This window comes from Pseudomonadota bacterium, from assembly GCA_030859565.1.
Classification (GTDB): Bacteria; Pseudomonadota; Gammaproteobacteria; order JACCXJ01; family JACCXJ01; genus USCg-Taylor.
The window spans coordinates 1-20186 of record JALZJW010000070.1 but is presented as its reverse complement, the minus strand read 5'-3'; the positions used below and the strand labels follow the sequence as shown (position 1 = coordinate 20186).

General features: G+C 58.8%; 18 protein-coding genes. 12 read left to right on the top strand and 6 right to left on the bottom strand.

What is annotated here, in order from left to right; translation table 11 throughout:
* Positions 1 to 357: 357 nt before the first annotated feature.
* The gene (locus M3436_11660; GenBank protein ID MDQ3564762.1) at positions 358 to 2112 is read left to right on the top strand and encodes a Kef family K(+) transporter; all 1755 of its coding nucleotides are present in this window, start codon (positions 358 to 360) and stop codon (positions 2110 to 2112) included.
* A 284-nt stretch (positions 2113 to 2396) separates the two neighbouring features.
* Here M3436_11660 and M3436_11655 read toward each other — a convergent pair whose 3' ends face one another.
* Positions 2397 to 3056, bottom strand: a complete 660-nt coding sequence (locus M3436_11655) for a peroxiredoxin (GenBank protein MDQ3564761.1) — start codon at positions 3054 to 3056, stop codon at positions 2397 to 2399.
* 307 nt (positions 3057 to 3363) lie between these two features.
* On the opposite strand from M3436_11655, the gene mprF reads away from it, so the two are divergent.
* Entirely contained in the window at positions 3364 to 5949 is a 2586-nt protein-coding gene (gene mprF / locus M3436_11650; protein ID MDQ3564760.1) for a bifunctional lysylphosphatidylglycerol flippase/synthetase MprF, read from the top strand.
* 12 nt (positions 5950 to 5961) lie between these two features.
* Here the strand turns inward: mprF and M3436_11645 are convergent, their stop codons facing one another.
* The 4 genes from M3436_11645 to M3436_11630 all read right to left on the bottom strand — a co-directional run bounded on the left by M3436_11645 (position 5962) and on the right by M3436_11630 (position 9805).
* Entirely contained in the window at positions 5962 to 7317 is a 1356-nt protein-coding gene (locus M3436_11645; GenBank protein MDQ3564759.1) for a serine/threonine protein kinase, read from the bottom strand.
* A gap of 79 nt (positions 7318 to 7396) precedes the next feature.
* Positions 7397 to 8344, bottom strand: coding sequence for a S41 family peptidase (locus M3436_11640; protein MDQ3564758.1), 948 nt, complete (start codon positions 8342 to 8344; stop codon positions 7397 to 7399).
* A gap of 346 nt (positions 8345 to 8690) precedes the next feature.
* Positions 8691 to 9068 carry a hypothetical protein gene (locus tag M3436_11635; protein ID MDQ3564757.1) on the bottom strand — a complete coding sequence of 126 codons (378 nt, stop codon included), beginning with the start codon at positions 9066 to 9068 and terminating at the stop codon, positions 8691 to 8693.
* Positions 9069 to 9178: 110 nt separating this feature from the next.
* On the bottom strand, positions 9179 to 9805 hold the full coding sequence (locus M3436_11630; protein ID MDQ3564756.1) for a YMGG-like glycine zipper-containing protein: 627 nt from the start codon (positions 9803 to 9805) through the stop codon (positions 9179 to 9181).
* Positions 9806 to 10012: 207 nt separating this feature from the next.
* Here M3436_11630 and M3436_11625 point away from each other — a divergent pair, with 207 nt between their 5' ends.
* The 5 genes from M3436_11625 to M3436_11605 all read left to right on the top strand — a co-directional run bounded on the left by M3436_11625 (position 10013) and on the right by M3436_11605 (position 14913).
* Positions 10013 to 11512 carry an FHA domain-containing protein gene (locus M3436_11625; GenBank protein MDQ3564755.1) on the top strand — a complete coding sequence of 500 codons (1500 nt, stop codon included), beginning with the start codon at positions 10013 to 10015 and terminating at the stop codon, positions 11510 to 11512.
* 221 nt (positions 11513 to 11733) lie between these two features.
* The gene (locus M3436_11620; protein ID MDQ3564754.1) at positions 11734 to 12531 is read left to right on the top strand and encodes a protein phosphatase 2C domain-containing protein; all 798 of its coding nucleotides are present in this window, start codon (positions 11734 to 11736) and stop codon (positions 12529 to 12531) included.
* Positions 12532 to 12602: 71 nt separating this feature from the next.
* Positions 12603 to 13226, top strand: coding sequence for an FHA domain-containing protein (locus M3436_11615; GenBank protein MDQ3564753.1), 624 nt, complete (start codon positions 12603 to 12605; stop codon positions 13224 to 13226).
* Positions 13227 to 13311: 85 nt separating this feature from the next.
* Positions 13312 to 14289 (top strand): FHA domain-containing protein, encoded by a 978-nt coding sequence (locus M3436_11610; protein ID MDQ3564752.1) that lies wholly within the window; start codon positions 13312 to 13314, stop codon positions 14287 to 14289.
* A 144-nt stretch (positions 14290 to 14433) separates the two neighbouring features.
* Positions 14434 to 14913: a Uma2 family endonuclease gene (locus M3436_11605; protein MDQ3564751.1), complete on the top strand. Its 480-nt coding sequence runs from the start codon at positions 14434 to 14436 to the stop codon at positions 14911 to 14913.
* On the opposite strand, the gene M3436_11600 is transcribed toward M3436_11605, so the two are convergent.
* Positions 14910 to 15605 carry a Uma2 family endonuclease gene (locus M3436_11600; GenBank protein MDQ3564750.1) on the bottom strand — a complete coding sequence of 232 codons (696 nt, stop codon included), beginning with the start codon at positions 15603 to 15605 and terminating at the stop codon, positions 14910 to 14912. The genes M3436_11605 and M3436_11600 overlap by 4 nt on opposite strands.
* A gap of 326 nt (positions 15606 to 15931) precedes the next feature.
* Between M3436_11600 and M3436_11595 the strand changes: the two genes are divergently transcribed.
* The 5 genes from M3436_11595 (at position 15932) to M3436_11575 (ending at position 20134) form a co-directional block, all read left to right on the top strand.
* Entirely contained in the window at positions 15932 to 17131 is a 1200-nt protein-coding gene (locus M3436_11595) for a tyrosine-type recombinase/integrase (protein MDQ3564749.1), read from the top strand.
* Positions 17132 to 17227: 96 nt separating this feature from the next.
* Positions 17228 to 18100 carry a DUF2285 domain-containing protein gene (locus M3436_11590; GenBank protein ID MDQ3564748.1) on the top strand — a complete coding sequence of 291 codons (873 nt, stop codon included), beginning with the start codon at positions 17228 to 17230 and terminating at the stop codon, positions 18098 to 18100.
* 105 nt (positions 18101 to 18205) lie between these two features.
* The gene (locus M3436_11585) at positions 18206 to 18427 is read left to right on the top strand and encodes a helix-turn-helix domain-containing protein (GenBank protein ID MDQ3564747.1); all 222 of its coding nucleotides are present in this window, start codon (positions 18206 to 18208) and stop codon (positions 18425 to 18427) included.
* 119 nt (positions 18428 to 18546) lie between these two features.
* Positions 18547 to 19104 carry a hypothetical protein gene (locus tag M3436_11580; GenBank protein ID MDQ3564746.1) on the top strand — a complete coding sequence of 186 codons (558 nt, stop codon included), beginning with the start codon at positions 18547 to 18549 and terminating at the stop codon, positions 19102 to 19104.
* Positions 19028 to 20134 carry an AAA family ATPase gene (locus tag M3436_11575; GenBank protein MDQ3564745.1) on the top strand — a complete coding sequence of 369 codons (1107 nt, stop codon included), beginning with the start codon at positions 19028 to 19030 and terminating at the stop codon, positions 20132 to 20134. Before M3436_11580 ends, M3436_11575 begins: the two co-directional genes overlap by 77 nt.
* Positions 20135 to 20186: the final 52 nt, after the last annotated feature.

Below are 20186 nucleotides of genomic sequence, written 5' to 3'. Positions count from 1 at the left end.
GTCGTCGCACCGCCCAGGCTCCCGACGCCCCCAGCTATCCCCGGAGGCCAGTACTCTTTCACCCTAGGAGGCCAGGCTTTACTACCTTCTTTCAGACTCATCTTTGAATTAGAAAATACTCGTTGTCTGCACCGGCCGTGCGCTGAGAGCTTGTGAAAAAATCGTCGCGAGCGAAGAGAGGTCGCGTTCCGCCGGAGCGCAGGAACCGGAGTGTATGTTGAAATACATGAGGATTCCGAGCACCGCCGGAACGCGAGATCCCGAGCGCAGCAGATTTTTTCACAAGCTCTGAGGCATGATTGAGATTGGCTGAAGCAAAGTGCTAATGAGGTCCCCTAATACTTGGAGAAGAAACAGGTGCCTCATAGCGTCACCCTGATCACCACGATTGCCGCCGGTTTGGGACTTGCCCTGATTATGGGCTTTATCGCCGCACGCCTGAAGCTGCCGGTGCTGGTCGGTTACCTGATCGCCGGCATATTGCTAGGCCCCGCGACGCCGGGTTTCGTCGCCGACATTGAGTTGTCACGTCAACTCGCCGACATCGGTGTGATGCTGCTGATGTTCGGCGTCGGCTTGCACTTTTCCTTCGATGACTTATTGGCGGTTCGCCGGATCGCCTTGCCGGGCGCAATCGTCCAAACTGCCGTTGCGACCGCGCTCGGTACCGCTGTTGCCGTCCATTGGGATTGGGGCCTGGGCGCCGGCATCGTGTTCGGTCTTGCGCTCTCGGTGGCGAGCACGGTCGTACTCCTCAGAGCGCTGGAGAATCGCGGCATGTTAGAGTCTGTCAACGGCCGCATCGCGGTCGGGTGGCTGGTGGTCGAAGACCTCGTGATGGTTCTGGTCCTGGTGTTGCTGCCACCGCTCTCGGGGTGGCTAGGCGGCGACTCAAGCGGTCTTGCCGAAGGCACCGCCGATCGGGATTTGCTGAAAACGCTTGGGTTTACGCTCGGCCAAGTCGCGGTGTTTGTCGTACTCATGCTCGTTGTCGGACGGCGCCTCTTCCCATGGTTTCTCTGGCAAGTCGCGCGCACGGGTTCGCGGGAGCTTTTTACGTTGTCCGTCGTTGCGGCCGCCGTCGGCATTGCCTATGGCTCCGCCGAACTTTTTGGCGTTTCGTTCGCACTAGGGGCCTTTTTCGCCGGAATGGTGCTGAGAGAATCGGATCTAAGCTATCGGGCGGCTGAAGAGTCCTTGCCGCTAAGGGATGCTTTTTCGGTTCTGTTCTTCGTATCGGTTGGAATGCTGTTCGATCCGGAGGTCCTGATCCGCGAGCCGCTACAGGTGTTCGTAACCGTCGCGATCATCGTCTTCGGCAAGTCCCTGGCCGCTTTTCTTCTCGTCCTCGCCTTTCGCTACCCACTCAACACGGCGCTTACGGTATCGGCGAGCTTAGCGCAGATCGGCGAGTTCTCGTTTATCCTAGCAGATCTGGGCGTTTCCCTAGGGCTACTGCCGGTGGAGGGCCAGAGCCTCATTCTGGCAGGGGCGCTGATCTCGATCGCACTCAATCCTCTGGTGTTCCGGGTGTTTGAGCCTGCGCAAACCTGGATTCGATCCCGCTCGAACCTTGCCCGCGCCCTGGAGCGGTCCGACGACCCGCTCGCAGAGCTTCCGATGACGGTCGACCAGAATCGCCTTACCGGGCATATCGTACTGGTGGGCTATGGCCGCGTGGGACGGCGGATTGGTGAAGCGCTGACCGAGCGCGGCGTGCCGTTTGTCGTAGCCGAGCAGAATCGTGAGCTTGTCGAGCAGCTACGCGAACGCGGTGTGCCGGCTGTCTCCGGGGATGCCTCCGATCCGGCGGTGCTCATTCAGGCGCATATCGCGCGGGCGGGTATTTTGGTAATCGCCACCCCGGATACGTTTCACGCCCGCCAAATGATCGAGATCGCGCACGCACTCAACCCGGCTGTCGAGACGGTCGTGCGTACTCATACCGAAGAAGAGGCAGGGCTCCTCCAAACGGAGAATGCCGGGAAGGTGTTTATGGGCGAGCACGAACTCGCACTTGGCATGACACGCTATGTGCTCGAGCGAATCCGGCCTGGAGCTGAGCAACCTATCCCGGCTTCCGTAACTCGACGTAAAAAAATCGGTAACTGATTGATTTAACGATCACGCATCCTCAGAGGTCGACACTACAGGCTGATTTCGGTGAACGCAGCGCCGTCGGGACCTCCCCCCGAAGATGCCGATTATTCTACCCGGTTGAGCTTGCTAAAACGCCACGTCTCCCAGGCGGTCCGGCATATGCTGCCGGGAAGCCAATCGGCATCCCGGCATAACCGACGGGAGCTTGCCCTGTGGCAACGGCGCTTTTAGGAGCATCAGCCGAGATGACGCCGATTGGGTAGGAAGGCGGGTAAGCCTCCCTGCCACCCACCACTCTACTTCGGTTGTGGCACGATCCTTAGATAAGGCCGCGGCGATTTCCACCCACCTGGAAACTTCTCCTTAGCTTCTGCATCGGAAACCGCCGGAACAATGATGACGTCCTCGCCCTGCTTCCAATTCACCGGCGTTGCGACTTTGTGCTTTGCCGTTAGCTGCATCGAGTCAAGCACCCGCAGCACCTCGTCGAAGTTGCGACCCGTGCTCATGGGATAGGTGATCATCAACTTGATCTTCTTGTCCGGACCGATGACAAACACGGAGCGCACCGTGGCATTATCGGCCGCCGTTCGCCCCTGTGCGCTGCCGCTGGCATTGGGGTGAATCATATCGTAAAGCTTCGCCGCCTTCAGATCGGTATCACCGATCATCGGATAGGTCACTGCATGGCCTTGAGTCTCCGCAATATCCTTGGACCATGCGGTGTGGTCGCTGACCGAATCGACGCTCAAACCGATGATCTTGCAGTTGCGCTTGTCGAACTCTGGCTTGAGGCCTGCCATATAGCCAAGCTCGGTCGTGCAGACCGGGGTAAAATCTTTCGGATGCGAGAACAGAATAGCCCAACCGTCCCCCATCCATTCGTGGAAGCGGATCGTTCCTTCCGTTGTCTCCGCCGTAAAATCTGGGGCTTCGTCGCCTATGCGTAGTGGCATGGTTTATCTCCGAGCAGCTTCGTTAATAGGTCGTGCTATCCGCTATAGGCATAACACGCATTCAAAGAAAAGCATTCCCACCCTACTTTGAGTCGGGCCTACTCGCCCAAAGTTCCCTGCGCCAAGAATATCCTAAAAACTTTAGCATTGCCCTTGAACCGACTGCAAGCATCCTAGGAATGCCCGAGGAATGCCCGGCTGCCAAGAAAGCGCCGCACCTATGTCCGGATCTTAAGTAGCGGTACACTAGAAAATTAGTGCTTCGCCTTGATCCGAACCACACCACCACTCGATCGAGCATACGGCGATGGCGATTGCGAGCAACGCAGCAGAGCGTAAAAGGCCCGGCCGGGCCGGACAGTTCGCCAAAAAACTGTTGGTGCAAGCCGGTACTTTTATCAGTCTCGCGATCGTGTGTGGCGCGCTCTGGGTCGTTTACCGCACGCTAAAAAAGATTGAGCTGGCCGAGGTTCTGGAAAACGTTCAAGCGTTACCCTGGACATCGGTATTTCTGGCGCTCGGAATTACAGCCGCCAGTTATGTGGTGGTGACGGGCTATGATGTAGTTGCCCTAAACCACATCAACCGTCCCTTGCCCTATCGGCGCGCTGCGCTTGCGGGTTTCCTCGCCAACGCTTTCGGCAGCAATCTCGGCTTCCCAATGGTCACCGGCGGCGCCATCCGCTACCGCCTGTATTCTAAAGGCGGTTTAACTGCGGTCGAGATCGCCGGGATCACGACCATGTACGCGCTGACCGTAACCTTGGGGATCGGTTTTATCCTCACGCTCTCACTGCTGTTCGGGAGCGCCGAAGCCACGGCATTTTCCCTGCCTCTCGGAGTGAAGCGCACCCTAGGCGCGGTGATGCTGGGCCTAATGGTGGTGTATCTCATCGTTTCCGCCATACGGCCGATGACGATCCGGACGCGGCACTGGTCGCTGCGGCTGCCGTCGGCCAAAACGGCCTCGGCGCAAATCGCCCTCGGCGCATTGGATCTGATGCTGATCGGCTCCGTAATCTACGTCCTGCTGCCGGTATACCCAGGAAATGACTTCTTCGGTTTTCTGGGGGTATTCGCACTCGCCTTGCTGGCAGGGGGTGTGAGTCACGTGCCGGGGGGCATCGGTGTCTTCGAGTCGGTGATGCTGGTCGGTCTACCGGAGATCCCTCCCGCGGCGCTGCTCGGCGCGATCTTGTTGTTCCGTTGCGTCTATTATCTGGCGCCCCTCGGCGTCGCCGCCATCATGCTCGCCGCTCATGAAGTGGTCGCGCAACGCGCCCAGTGGGTGCGGGCGCGGGAGTCCGCGACGGATTGGCTTGAAGTGCTCGGACCGCAAATCATGGCCGTAGTCATCATCTTCGCCGGGATGATGCTGCTTTTCTCGAGCGCCGTTCCGGCGCCGGCGGGACGCCTCGGCTTGCTAAGAGAGACGGCGCCGCTAGCGCTGGTGGAGGTTTTCCACGCGCTCGCGGGCGCCGCCGGGATCGGGCTCGTTATCCTGGCGCGCGGATTGTCCCTGCGTTTGAGCAGGGCTTATCGTTTGATCGCCGTTCTGCTCGCGCTGGGGATCGTGGCTTTTTTTCTCAAAGGCCTGATCTATGAAGGCGCGTTCATTCTCGCCCTCACGCTCCTGGTGCTATTGGCGACACATCGAGAGTTCCGGCGCGGAGGATCGCTACTCGATCAGGGTTTTCCGGCGGAGTGGGTCTCCACCGTGATGGCGATCCTCGCCGTGACCATCTGGCTCGGCATCTTTTCGTATAAACAATTCGCCTATTCCCACGGGCTCTGGTGGCAATTCCAGTATGAGGCCGAGCTTTCCAGATGCCTCCGCACCCTAGCGGTGGCCGTTGTCCTTGCCGGCGCGACGGCGTTGGCGTATCTACTGCGGGCCGATCCAGTCCCCGACCTGCCGCATACGGCGAGCGTCGAACAGATCCGCAGCGTCGTCAAGCAGGACCCGAATGCGCGCGCGAACCTCGCCTTGCTCGGCGACAAGCGCTTTCTGTTCAGCCCTTCCGGCCAGGCCTTCATCATGTACCGGGTGATGCATAAAAGCTGGGTCGCGCTCGGTGATCCCGTCGGTCCGCGGGCCGAGCACGAGAACCTGCTCTGGACGTTTCGGGATCTCTGCGATCGGTATGGGGGGTGGCCGGTTTTTTATCTCATCGATGCCGAAAGCTTGTCGCGCTATATCGATCTCGGGTTGTCGGTGCTCAAATTGGGGGATGACGCCCGCATCCCGTTAGAGCGCTTTTCGCTCCAGGGATCCGAAAGAGCGGCGCTCCGAAAAGCTTACGATCGCGTGCTTGCAGAGGGCGTTAGCTTCGAGATAGTCGGTTCGGCCAAGGTACCCGCGTTGATCCCGGAATTGAAACGCGTCTCCGAGGAGTGGCTGGTGCACACGAAGACCTCGGAGAAGAGCTTTTCCAGGGGCTATTTCGATCCCGCTTACGTGGCCAACTTCCCCTGCGCGGTCGTGCGCAAGGATAAGCGTATCGTAGCGTTTGCGATCCTGTGGGTGAGCGCCCGCAAAGAAGAACTAGCCCTGGATCTCGTTTGCTACCGGCCCGATGCCCCCGCTAGCATCATGGAATTCATGGTGACGGAGCTCATGCTGGGCGGCCGAACACGAGCGTATCGCTGGTTCAATCTCGGGATGGTGCCGATCGCGGGTTTGGAAGGCCATGCGCTCGCTCCGCTTTGGCAGCGGATCGGGCGCATGATTTATCGTCAAAGCGAGCACTTTCGGGACCATGAAAACTACCGGCGTTTCGCGGAACAACTCGGCCCCGTGTGGCGGCCCAAATACCTGGCTTTGCCGGGCGGACCCAGAACACCGCGTATTTTGCGAGACATCGGGAGCCTGATCACCGACGCGAAGGTTTAAATGCGTAATCCGTTATTCCTCTATACAGGTTTCGCGGGTTAAACCTACGTGCTCCGCGCTTGCGCCATCGAGATGGTCCTGATAATGACGCTGTACCAGCCGGCTCACGTGGACTTGATCGAATGACTTTTTGCCCAGTAATTCATTTGCATAATGCTCAAATTCGGCCTCTGCGACCGGCTTTTTGATGCCGACGAGTCGACCGATCAAATCCTTATATTCTGAAGCGTGGTCGCGGATGTTTTGGGCGATCTCCTCGATTTGGGTGGTATATGCATCCACGAGTCCCGTGTCGCCGAGTCCCTTGGCAATTTCGAGATTCTGCCGCTTGAGATCGATTTCCCGGATCTCCCGGCAAGCAAGAGATGCTTTCTCCGCCGCACCCTGAATTAAAATGAAACCGGTCTCATGCTCCTTCTGTAGCATTGCCTTCTCGTCCACAACGAAGCGAACGGGCTTGCTGAAATAAATCCCAGCCCCGACGGCTATCATAAGGGTCGCTAGAGCTGCTGCAAGCCCCCATTTCGCGGGGGTAACCTTAGTGCCGGAGGCTTGCGCCTGATAGTCATCGATGCTGGCCAAGAACTCACCGCAGTTCTGAAAGCGTTTGTCCGGCTCCTTGGCCATCGCCTTTTGAACGCATTGCGCGAGCGTTGGCGAAATCGCCGGGTTCATCGCTCTTGGATCCGGAGGGGCTAGGTTGATCTGCTGCTCCTTGACGCTAAAATCCGTGTCGCCATCGAACGGAACGGAGCCAGTGAGCATTTCATATAAAACAATTCCCGCGGAATAAATGTCGCTTCGTTGATCGATCGATCGGGGTCGTCGAATCTGCTCGGGACTCATGTACCACGCGGTTCCAACGGTGAGTCCGGTGGCGGTAAGTCGTTGGCTTCCGGCGAGGATCGCGATGCCGAAATCGGTGATCCTCGCTTTTCCGCTTTGATCGACGAGGATATTGGAAGGCTTTACGTCCCGGTGAATGACCCCTTTGCGATGCGCGAAACCTAAGCCTTCCAAAACGCCTCGAAAAATCGATAGCGCCTCGCTTTCAGGTAATGAACCCCGGGTACTAATCATCGCATCGAGGGCTTGACCATCGACGTATTCCATGACCAAGAAAAACTCACTGCTGTCCTCGAAATAGTCCGTGGCCTGAACGATAGCGGGGTGAGCCAGCATCGCCTGATTTTGTGCTTCTTGATAGAAGCGCTCGAGGAACTCGGGATCTTGCGTCAGCGCGGGCGCGAGGCTCTTCACGACGAATCGCCGCGGTAGAATGATGTGCTCAGCAAGATAGACAACTCCCATGCCCCCCTTGCCGAGCTCGGAGACAATGCGGTAATTACGGATGGTTCTTCCAATCATTGCCATCAACCCTCACGGGAGGGATCAGATCCAGGATCAAGATCCGATTTCAACGAGACGGCGCTATCGTTGCGGGCTTTCATTTTGCAGTAGCAGGGTCGCGCTCAGAATGCATCAATGATCGTACGCGTTCGATATAGTGCCCGGTGCCGGAAACCTCCCCGGGCAGAGGATGCGTGGGGGAGATCCCCTGCCCATCGTAGCGGGTGCCATCGGGAGTCGCTAGGTGTCCCGTGGTCAAGACCAGCGCCGATCCATCGCTCAACTCGAGGATGTCTTGTTTGGTTCCTTTTCCAAATGTTTGTTTTCCGATCGATACGGCCCGACGATTCTGCGTTAGCGCGGCAATGAAGACCTCTGCCGCGCTCGCCGTGGCCTCATCCTGCCAAAGGTAGATGGGAGTTTCCATATTCAGCGGAGCATTATCGCTTCGATAGTTTTTCTTGCTCGGGCCCGTTACGGAAACGATGCGCGCCCCCGCAGGCAAGAAGATCTGCGCGGAGTCAATCGCGGCATGGAGATCACCACCCCGGTTACCGCGTAGATCGAGGACAGCTGGCCGATCTTTTGCCCAGTCTGTGGCAAGCGCCGCGAGCTTGCCCTTCGTACTGCGGGTAAAGGTACGGATCCGAATCACCGGGATCGAACCGAGTTTGTGCTGGGATACCGTCTCGATGCTCGTGATCGCCCGCGTCAGGATCACCTGCCTTTCGATTCCGGCGGGAGTGACGATGACTAACGCCAACCGGCTCCCTGGCGCACCTCGAGCGAGTGAGCCGAGCGCGAGGAGCGATTTTCCCGCGACCGGGACACCCTCGATGCTCTTGAGGCGATCACGCGCGTGGATACCGGCCTTTGCCGCGGCACTCCCCGGGACGGGAAAGCAAAGAACGTTGCCTTCGGCATCCTTCTCGATCTCCATACCGATGCCGACGTAGCTGTCATCCTGCAGACGCTGAAAGTCACGGTAGTCCTCGCGGGTGAGGTAGCCGGAAGACGCATCTTTTTCTGCCAGATACGCGTTCAAGCTATCCCCGACGATCTGGGCTGTGGTTACCCTAGGAGGTAAGAATGCGGCTGTCTCTCGGATCCGTGTCACGGCCTCGATATAAACGAGCAATTCCTTGTCGGTGAGGCGGAGTGTGTGACCGGCGCTCTGGGTAGTACCTTGGGATCTGCACCCACTGATAGCGGAGAGCGAGAATGCTAAAGCAGAAAAAAAAAGATAAGCACAATGCCACGCTGTTTGCGGTAATCGGAATCTCTCATAACATAACCCCCAGATACAGAGAAAAACACGGCGCTGCTTTCTCGTCCAAGAAACGCCCGCCCAGCAAGGAGAGGCGCTTTCTGAAGCGTACCGGCACATCGCGTTAACGCAGGCCCAGTTCTAAATAAGTTTTAATTTCCTTTTTCAACGCGTCGATGCGTTTGTGTTTAGCGTCAGGGGATAACTGATCGTCGGTAGTCAGCGTGCTCACTTGATGTTGATATTTCCGTAGCGCCGCGTCCGCATGCGCCCGGTCCTGACGCTCGCGCTCGGTGTGGGCGGCCATACGGGCATTTTCTTTGCGCAAGGCCGCGAGTCGCGAGTCGAGGTCGCTTAAGCTCACCTGCTCGGTTTCAAGCTCCCGCAACAGGCGGTTTTTCTTCTCTATAAGCGCCCGGTTCTGCACTTCCAAGCCCGAGAGATGCTGCTGTTTAACCAGGACGCGGTGCTCCGCTTCGTTGGTTTCGCGGCTGAGCTGCATTAGGGCGCTTTGTTCACACCCGCCCATCGACCCGAGAACGGCGACAGATAAGCATAATCGCGCCCACATACTATACATTCATCCAGCTTGCAGCTGCGGCTAGTGGCTATCTATATGCGCTGGCTCAAGGACGCTAGCGTCGAGGTATTCGTCTTCAACTGGGCCAGTTGGCCTTCCAGCCGCGTGATTTCGATGTCCAAGGTATCCGAGGGACCTGGCTGCTGCGAGCGAAACCGCTTGAGATCGTCTAACTGTTCATTGGCGATCTGCAACTGGTTTTCAGCATCCTGGACCTTCTTGCTCATATTCTGGCGCTCGGTTACCAGTTGTTGTTGTGTGATCTGTTGGTTTTTGTATTGAGCCGCCAGCGTATTGACCTTGACCGCCGAATCGTTGATTTCGCTCGCGAGCTGCACGTTGTATTTTTGAGTGTCCTCATTGACCCCATGGGCGAAGGCGATCCGCGCGTCGAGGTCGTTTTCTTTTCCAGCGAGATCGGATCGGCGTTTAGCAATGTTATCGGCATACGAATAGCCGGCAATACTGCCCAGGAGGGCGCCGACCCCCGCGCCTATTGCGGCGCCCCGCCCGCCGCCAAATGCGGCGCCGAGACCCGCACCGATGAGCGCGCCAATGCCCGCTCCCGCGGCAGTGCCCTCGGTACGCGCCTGTTGGCCCTGGGTCGCGCACCCCGCGGCCAGAAAAGCGACCAGTACAACCGCAATCAAGCGTTTCATAAGCCCGTTCCTCCGCTACATTGCCACAAAAACGCGAATTCCGCGCTAATTAAACTCAGTATGTACGATTTTTCAGGAACGACAAGTGAAAAAAATCACAATTTTCTCGTGAAAAAGTCACAGAACATATTATTTCGACTGTGTTTATAATGACGAGTTTACGAGGACGAGGATACGGGTGTCGGGGTAGCGGGTAAGGAGGATTGAATGAGGTCGCGAATCAAAATCGGGATCGGCCTAGCGTTCCTGTGCGCTGCGTCAACCGCACAGACACCGCTTGGGCCAGGGGTCCGAATAGGACCGTTGTACGAAGACGCGCCGGGTAACGTGTCGGTGGTCGTCGAGTTGCCCTATGGCGTGACCCAACCGGCCGCCGGGAATTTTCACCTCCTCCTGGACGGGAAGCGCGATCTCGCGTTCGAAGCTGGCCAGGTCAAAAGCTTTTTGGATTCCGGCCAGGATCTGGCCGTCTTGGTGTGCATCGATGTGAGCGGGACCATGGCGGGTGCCCCGCTCAACGATATCAAACAAGCCCTGCTCGCATTCCTGCACGACCGGAAGATATTGCGTGTCGCGGTCATGGTCTTTGCCAGCGACATCAAGAGCGTTGTCGGTTTTGAAGACGACAGGGGGCATCTCACCGCGGCGCTCGGGGGCTTGAAGGCTGGGGGGCGAGCGAGCAAGACCAGGCTCTATGACGCGCTGTATCAGGCATTGGATGACTACGAGACCGCGATGACCACAGCCGCAATCCCTAAGCGAATGCGCATCATGGTGATTTCCGATGGCAAGGATGAGGGCAGTAGCGCCAGTAGCGACAGTGTCAAGATGAGGTCCAACGCCCTGGGTATCCCCATTGATGCCGTGGGCCGCGGTAAGATCGAAGATCAATATACTGAATCGCTCCGTCATTTGGCCGAGGAAAGCGGTGGTCGCTTCGCGCACGCCCAACCCGATCTGCTGAGCCTAAAGGACGCCTTAGTGCGGATATACAGAGAGCTGACGGAAACACAGACGGTGGTAGCCTACTTTAAGAATTTGCCCGCTACCGGTGAGCGTCTGACCGAGAAAGTGGACATCGATTTAGGACTGCCGAACGGCCGCTCGCTGAGCGGCTCGCTCAAGGCACGCATACCCCTACCACCGCCGGCACCGAAGCCGGACGGCTACATTGCAGTGTGGATAGCAGCGGGAGCGTTGATGCTTCTCATTGTCACGGGGATTTTCATGTACTTGCGCCGGAGCGAAGAGATGGAGCCCGATACCCCGCCTCGGCCGCAGACCGACTTCGCGCTTCCGAAAGTGCCGTTGGTTGACCCCCTTCCTCGTACGGCACCACCCGCGCCGCAGCGGCGCACACAGGTCGGCGGCTACTTTCCACCGCCCAAGCCGGGGCGGCCCGCGGCGCTGCTCGTTGGGATCGGCGGGACGGTGAATGGCAAGCAGTTTGGGATGGAAAAAGATCTGTGCCGGATCGGGGCGAGCCCGGATAATGAAGTCATTATCGGAGATGACGACTATGTGTCATCGCACCATGCCCAACTGCGTTATGAGCAGGGTGGTTTGTTGATCGCCGACCAGGGATCTCGCAATGGAACGTTTCTCAACGACAACCGTCTCGGGGACCTTCCGCTGACCGTCAATGCCGGAGATCGTGTTCGGATCGGCGATGCGACCTTCGAGATCGTGCCGGCGCCGGGCCGCTGACGCCGGGAGCGGCCAAGGGTCTCGGGCGACGGGGCGGCTTGGCGGTGAGTCACGCGAGACAGCCAGACAGGATTGGCCCGTGGATAGGGCGTTGGGGAGCTCGCCTGCGTCGCTGCTATGACGCGTTTGGACGACCACGGGAAGAGACGGGACAGGGCCCGCGATGGGAGGTTAGCGCCCGTTCGGAAACCGGTTATGTGCGTGAGGAGAACCAAGACCGCATGAGCAGGGCTCGCGTGGGCCTGGGGGAGGCTTACGTGATCGCGGACGGCATGGGTGGCCACAACGGGGGCGCGTTGGCGGCCGAGCTCACGGTAAATGGCATACAGCAGTCGCTCGCGGCGCCGCCGCCCGAGTTAACCGTCGTCGCTGCCATCACGCGAGCGTTTGATGAGGCGAATCGCATCGTGTACGAGCGAGCGGGTTCTGGCGATCCCGAAACCGATGGCATGGGCTCGACCGCCTTGCTGCTGTTGACTTCGGGTTCGCTGGCGTATGTGGCGCACGTGGGGGACAGCCGGGCCTACCTCTACCGCGGACGTGAGCTGCGTCAGTTGACGACCGACCATACACGGGTCCAGCGGATGGTGGATGCCGGAATGCTAAGCGCCGAGGAGGCGCGACATCATCCGGAGGCGAGTATTCTTGAGCGGGCGATGGGACACCGGCCGCACGTTGAGGTTGATATCGGTCCCGCACTTGAGCTAAGGGAGGGTGGCGGGATCCTCTTGTGCTCGGATGGGTTAAGCGGTTTCGTGGACGATGAGGGTATCGAGGCCGTGCTGCGCAGTGAAGCGACCGTGCAGGAGGTAGCGGACCGTTTGATTGAATTAGCGCTCGAGCGAGGGGGTCAGGACAATGTGACCGTGCAGTTCATACAATACGGTGAACGCCCCGAGGCGCATACCGACGACAACTACCGCTGGTATAGACTCGCGGCTGGCGTCCTCCGGAGTTTACGCAGGAGGGCAGTCCAGGTAAAAAATGCATGGCATCAGATCGCGAAGACTAGCGTGTAGTTTTCGCCAGCTCGGAGAATACCGCGAACCATAAAATGACTTCAGCGTTGGGTTTGAATGAGGAGAACGACATGGCAAGTACACAAGTGAGTTCAGGGCGCCTCTGCGCCGCGGGCCTTCATCCCATGGACCCGGAATGGGACAGTTGCCCCTATTGTGAAAACGCAAGACGCACCAAAGCGCGAACCGAGGCGTACCCCGGTGCCTCGGCCGCGTCGGAGGATCGCGAAACCAGGACAGGAGGCGGGTCCGCCCGAGGACGGCGGGAAACAAAAGCTATGCCCTCGGGAATATCCTCCGGCACCGGAGGCCAGGCGGGGGCGGAAGACACGCGCCGCATCCTGGGGGTCTTGGTAACTTACACCTGGCGGCCGGAGGGCCAGTTGTTCACCGTCAGAGAAGGCAAGAACTTCATCGGGGCCGGCGATATCAGCAGCGAAACGAGCCATAGGCGATGCGAGATTTTGATCGAGACCGATCCCATGCTCTCCTCAGAGCATGCCCTGATCTTATGCCGCCATGGGAGATATGATCTCATCGATCAGAAGAGCAGCAATGGAACATTCTTGGACGGAGATCTCGTGCCCATTGCAGGGACGACGTTGCAAAACTACGCGGAGATCCGGACCGGCTCGACCGTATGGACGTTCGTCATGATCGCACCGCCGGAGACTTCCGAAACTGGCGCGACTTAAAGCTGGCCGGGCGGCAGCGGGAAATAGCGCCATCGAAGGCGGTCGGCGAAGTAAGAGTACGTAGGCGGCAAGAGAGGGGATCCACATGGATACAGGTTCATCGAATGCTTGGTTGGGTTTTTTAAGCATGATAACGCCGGAACATCGCCTGACGGTTGTCATCGTCGGCGCGATTCTCCTTTTATTCATCGTATTTCTTTTCCGATCGCAGCTAGGGGGCGTGATTTCTCAGCAGGGAGGAAGAATTCGCGAGATTCGTCTTGGAAAGTTAGCGGTGAGTTTCGAAGGCGAGCTAAAGGAAGTCTTGGACGAGCGCAAACATAATCCCGGATTAGCACTCGCGACCCCTGATTTACAGCAGGGTGGATCAAAGCACGCGGATGAGGGCGCCCGAGACCTGGTTCTCGAAAGCTGGGGCCGGCTCAAACAGGTTGTCCGCGATGTGGCCGAAGCCCGCATGACTCAACCGAGCGCCTTCGGCAAGCTGGGGGAGGCGGTGGGCCTGCTCGTGGGGTTGGGGATGCTTTCGACAGACTACGCGCAGCAAATCAGGCTGCTGTATGATCTCGGGCAGAAAGTCGCCGACAGTAAGGGTAAGCTGAGCATGCAGGATGCCCACGTGTATCGGGAGCTCGTCGATACCCTCGTGGAATGGATAAGGCGTAACCTCATCAACGTGCAACCGGCAAAAGAACCGCCCGCGCCGCCGCCGCGCAGGACGCAGGTGGGCGGTTACTTTCCATCGCCAGGGCCTGGGCGAGCCGCCGCCATCCTCATAAGCGTTGCTGGACCCATGCGAGGCAAACAATTCCCGATAGACAAGGAGCTTTTTCGTATCGGAGCGAATCCGGAAAACGACCTGGTCATCCGAGGCGATGAGTTCGTATCGGGCAGCCACGCTCATCTCCGCTACAAACAGGGCGCTTTGTTTATCTCGGATCAAAAATCGCGAAACGGCACCTTTCTCAACGACAGCCGGCTGAAAGAGGCTGCGCTGACCATCAATCCCAAGGACCGGATACGCATTGGCGATTGTATCTTCGAGGTACTGCCTGCGCGCTGAGCGCGGCCTCGCGGGCGAGCGCTTTAAGCTAAATAACGAAAACGCCAAGGCGTTCTGCCGCGAACGCCCGCGCTCTGTGTTATTCTCATGCCGATATTTACGCCGTATCGTTCAGGAGAGATCGGAGCACAGATCGGAGCCCACATGTCACGCGCAGCGAGAGAATTTTTTCACCGGCATCGCCTTACGGTGGACGACTACCAGCGCATGGGGGAGGCGGGGATCTTGGATCGAAATGCCCGCGTTGAGTTGATTGCAGGGGAGATTATCGACATGGCGCCGATCGGGAGCCTGCACGCTGGGACGGTCAAACGTTTGATACGAATGCTTGAACGTACCGTTGGGGATGCGGCGGTGTTATCCGTTCAGGACCCGATCGTGTTGGGTCCCTATTCCGAGCCCGAACCCGATGTGGCGCTCCTCAAGCCGCGCGAAGATTTCTACACGACGGCGCACCCTGTACCCGATGATGTATTGCTTATCATCGAAGTCGCCGATACGACAGTGCGCTACGACCGCGAGGTGAAGGTCCCTCATACAGTGACGTCTATGTCTAACGTTGCTCGTGGTTCTCCCCAAACGCTGAAGCGTTTCGTAGCTGCCTTAGCCATAGCAGGAGCTTAAACGATCCCCGTCATATCGACAGCGCACTGCGGTAGCGCACCCGGCGCGATAAGGCCGGGCTCGGCGAGGATGCGGCATTCGAGGTAGCTACGCTCTGACGGGGCCGTGTAGATATGCAACCGACTATGTTCGAGATCGAATAACCACACCTCGGGAACGCCGTGGCGTGCGTAGAGGGGGACCTTTACATCCCGATCGTATGCGAGGGTGGTATCCGCCACTTCGACGATGAGGAGCACGTCCTCCGGGAGCGGGAGAGCAGCGGCATAGCGATCGTCACGCGGTCGAAGAAGGGCTACGTCGGGCTGAGGTTCGGATTTGCCGCCGAGACGAATCGGATTCTGTATCCACACGCGTGCTTGCGTTTCTACCGCTACCACGAACAGGCGGCTTAGTTCCGCGACCGTTGCGGCATGCTTACTTCCGATGGGCGCCATATCGATGATCTCGCCGTCGATCAGTTCAACGCGGTCGTCTTCGAGGAAAATGCCTGCCTCTCCCATGCGGTGGAACGCCTCGATGGTAAGCCGGTGCCGGCTTACGGCGTTTTCGGTAATGGCGGACACGCTAATCGCTCCTCGTTTTGGAGATACGGTGAAGGATAACAAAAAGAAGGCCTCCAAGCCCAATTCATAGACAAGCGCTTCGAGGGGCAGCCTGCGATCGCCAGGGATCTCGAGTTTTCGGGGCATCGCAACCGTTCCATGGCCGTGCACACACTCCCTTATGGAAGGCGCGTGGCGCCCCTTGCTTGCTGCAACCGTCAACGTGCAAGAGGAAGTAACCAAGCGGACGAGCTGGCTCCCCGGGACGGGCTCGAACCGCCGACCTAGTGATTAACAGTCACTTTCTAGTCAGTTTTACGGCATTTAATCCGCTTTAGCGTGCCTTTACAGAACAGTCACTTGCAACCATAATCCTTTAACAGTTATTATTCGGTTTTAACCTACATGGTAGCAAATAGGTAGAATTGCTACCCGAGTGATGACCGGGTGAAACCGTCCGGGAGGCCGTTGAAATGGACCGAGTGACGAAAGAGACAAAGCGATACCGACTGAGCCGCCGCGACGTGATCGAATCCCTGCCGGCCCAGGAAACGGGATCCCGGTACTATTACGACGCCACCCTAAAGGGTTTCGCCTTGGCCGTGGGCGCCGGCGGTTCCCGTACCTTCTACGTCTACCGAAAGGTTCAAGGCCGGCCCGAGCGCTTCAAGCTGGGCCGCTATCCCGATCTCACGCCAGAGCAAGCGCGGCGGGCCGCGGAGGATTACATCGGGCGCATAGCGCGCGGAAATAACCCGGCCGAGGAGAAGCGCTCGGTACGGGCCGAGGATAGCTTAGGAGACCTCTTCGAGCGCTACATCGAGCTGCACGCGAGGCCACGCAAGCGGACTTGGGAGACGGATACTAAGGTATTCAAACGGTATCTGCGTGGCTGGCGTGACCGGCGGCTGTCCGAGATTACCCGGCCGGAAGTGCAACGGCTGCACGCGAAGCTCGCCAAGGAGCACGGTGCCTATGCCAGCAACCGGCTGCTGGCGCTTCTGCGGACCATGTTCAACCGCGCGATCGACTGGGGTTATTCAGGGGTAAACCCGGCGGCGCGGATACGGCTCTTTCGTGAGGAGTCCCGTGACCGCTTTCTACAACCCGAGGAGATGCCGCGTTTCTTCGAGGCGCTGTCCGGCGAGCCTAGCACTTCCCGCGACTTCTTTGCGCTGGCTCTGTTGACGGGGGCTCGTTACGGCAACCTCGCGTCGATGCAGTGGGCAGATGTGTCGCTGGACCGGGAGGAATGGCGCATACCGGACACCAAAAACCGGAGCCCGCTTGTCGTGCCGCTTGGTCCCGAGGCCATGCAGATCCTTTTATCCCGGCGTCTGCACTCACAAAGCGAGTTCGTGTTTCCGGGGAGCGGAGCGACGGGGCATATCATGGAGCTTAAGGGGCCGTGGAAGCGGATCACCGAGCGGGCCGGGCTCACCGGGTTGCGCATACACGACTTGAGGCGCTCGCTTGGGAGTTGGCAAGCCCGCACTGGCGCCTCGCTTCAGATCATCGGAAAGACGCTCGGGCACAAGTCGTTGCAAGCAACGGCAATTTACTCGCGGTTGGATGTAGACCCGGTAAGGCAAGCCATGCAGAAAGCGACGGCGTCCATGTTGAACGCTGCGGGGATCAAACCACCCGCAGAATTGGTGAAGCTCAAGCGTTGAAGAATCGCCAAGCCTAGGGTAGCTCCCGAAAACGCGGCAACCTCGCCGCGCTGGCTTGGTGTCTCTTTCGAGGTGTATGCGATAGAGGTGCGCGAAATGATCCCGCCATGGCTCCCTGACTGGAAGGACGAAGCCGCCTACTCAAAACAACTAACCCCACGTGGTTGGGCGTGGGAATTCCTGCGTCGCAATCCCGAGTATCAGTCGGACTATCAAGTCTTTTCCCAACTACCCGACGCGGAGGACGGGCGTTTAACGGGAAAGTGGAAAGGCAGTCCGTGGCCGGGAGGTCGGTGTGATTATTTTTACTGTGATCCCCCGGCACTACCCGGTGAGCTATTCGAAGATTATCGAGTGCGAACCAGGAATGAATACGAGGTGATCCCGTGGGCGGATCATATAGTCGAAAAATGGGAGCTGTACCCGCCACATAACCCGGCCGACGCACGGTACGGACCCGCAAAGACTTGGTGGCTGTTCTACGCCGACGACCGCAGCGAGGAGGTACATTTTTGCCCACCAGTGTCCCGTGAGCGGGCGCTAGAGACGCATCCCGATGCCATCGACGCGGAACTGCCTATTCTATGGTGGTTCCCGAACAATTTAGAGGAGCAGGGTCTACGTGTGTGTTGGGATCGTGCCTCTTTAGAGGGCGGTTTAGAGAGCTGGCATAGCCCGCCGATCGTCTTCGATCTTCGGCGTTCCATTGAGGCTCAATTACGAGAGATCCTAAACGAGCTTAGAGAAGCCCGAGAAGTTCGCGTGACACGCGCCGCAAGGATCGAGGGAGACCACATCTACCGAACTTATCTCAGGCTGCTGGACGCCGAGCTGAGCGGCGCGAGCCGTGGCGAGATGGCCGAAATTCTCTACCCCGAAAATCCCGGCGCGGACACGGTGAGTAAAGCCCTCTCTACCGCAAAGAAGTTGCGGGACTGCGGCTACCGAGACCTGATAGCACGCCCCTGACCTTCCCCGCGCGGAAAGTTAAGGGGGGCTTATCTTTCCTTTGCGCCTTTGCTTTTCGCTGGTACTGTCCACGCCGTCTTTAACAGCCGGCGCGAGGTAATTAAATTGTCGATTAATCTTCCGTGGCCGGAAGGCCGCATGAGTGCGCGCGAGGCCGCGCCGTACATCGGTGTGACCGAGGGGACTTTAGCCGTTTGGCGCTGCACGCGGCGCTATCCCATCCCATATACCAGAATCGGCAACAAGATTTTCTATTACAGGCGTGATCTGGACGCATTTCTAGCATCGATGGTTCGCGGCGGGGCGGGGGATCGCCGCCATGCCTGACCGCATAAAAAAATGCCCTTGCCGGGGAGTAGCCGACAAGGGCGGGAGCACTGGACATCTCGGAGAAACCACCCCCCCATTCCGCCCGTTTCAGGCGACCCAGGCGACGGAGGTGACGCGTGAATAATATCACAAGCGTCCGCAATGTGCGCGGCCGGTTTCACGCCCAGCTTGCGGGCGTTGGGATGGTCGCCGAGAGCGAGACAGATGCTGCCATCCCGATCCCGGATGACGATAATCCGCCGGTGGAATCGTGTCTTACCGATCCAGAGGCTGAAAACGCGTCTGTCGGCAACGGTGCTGCGGCGCCCAACGGCATCGAGCTCGCTGAGTTTCTAAGGCGCTCCACCCGATCCCGATTCGATCTCGAGATCGATTTACTCCTCGCTCGATCCCCCCGCCCCTCGGCGTTTGAAATTCGGGATACCGCCGAACTGATTGGGATCAGCCCCGCCGCAGTGGCTGCGGAAGTTAAGCTGCGCCAGGCGGAAGACGGGGAATGGTCGGCAGGCGCCGAGGTAGTATTTCGTTGCATAGCTGCTGCAAGCGCGGCCCGTCTCATGGGTGTGGCCGGAGCGTATCGCGCGAGGGAAGGTCACTATGCTGGCCGGACATCCGGGGCTGGGGAAATCTCAGGTTGCGGTAAGCATGGCGGCGATTGTTTCAACTGGTGGTAACTGGCCGGTCGATGGAACACGCTGCGAGCGGGGGTCTGTGATTATTCTCTCGGCTGAGGATGATGCTGAAGACACAATCCGGCCGCGACTTGAAGCGGCCGGCGCGGATTTGGAGCGGGTCTACATCCTGGACGCCATCCGCGAGCATTCCAAGGACGGCACCCTAACGAGGGCATTTAACCTCGCGGTCGACATTGAGCGGCTTGGCGAGATGGCCAGGCGTGTGGGCGAGGTCGCACTTATTGAGATTGACCCCGTGACGGCCTATCTCGGGGGCGTGGATTCGCATAAAAACGCCGACGTGAGGGCACTACTCGCACCCCTCACGGCGATGGCCGCCACAAGCGGCGCGGCGGTGCTTTGCGTATCGCATTTGACCAAGGCCGGCGGGACCGATGCAATGTTAAGGGTGATGGGCTCGCTCGGGTTTATCGCCGCGGCGCGTGGATCGTACCTGGTAGCCAAAGACCAGGAAAACCCCGATCGGCGGCTGTTCCTGCCGATGAAAAATAATCTCGCCAAGGATCGGGGCGGGCTCGCGTTTCGGGTCATGGGCCGGGACCTGGGGAGCGGGATCGTGACGTCGAGCGTGGAATGGGACGCCGAGCCTGTAACCATGACGGCCGATCAGGCCCTCGCATTATCGACACCGGCGGAATGCGAAGAATCGAGGCCGAAGCTGAGCACAGCGAAGGAGTGGCTAAAGGAAATGCTGAGGGGCGGCTCTATGCTGGTAGAGGACATCAGAGAACAGGCAAGGGGGGCCGGCGTAGCATGGCGAACGCTTGAGGATGCGAAAGCCGAGCTCGGCGTTAAGTCTGAAAAGGGCGAGTTTAGCGGCAAGTGGAGTTGGGTTCTAGGCACGAACACCGCAAAGACCCCTAGCGAACACCGTGCATTGCGGCCTTCGGGTGGCGCGGCCGAGCTTGTCGCCGAAGCATGTCGGGGGATCGTAGACGTGGAAACGTTCATGAGCATGGTTGAACTCCTTCGACTTCGACGACATCGCCGCCGGAGCTATTCCTGTTGAGACCTTGCGCGCCTATAGCCAGGTGCTTCGCTACTCGGGAGCAAAACCGATG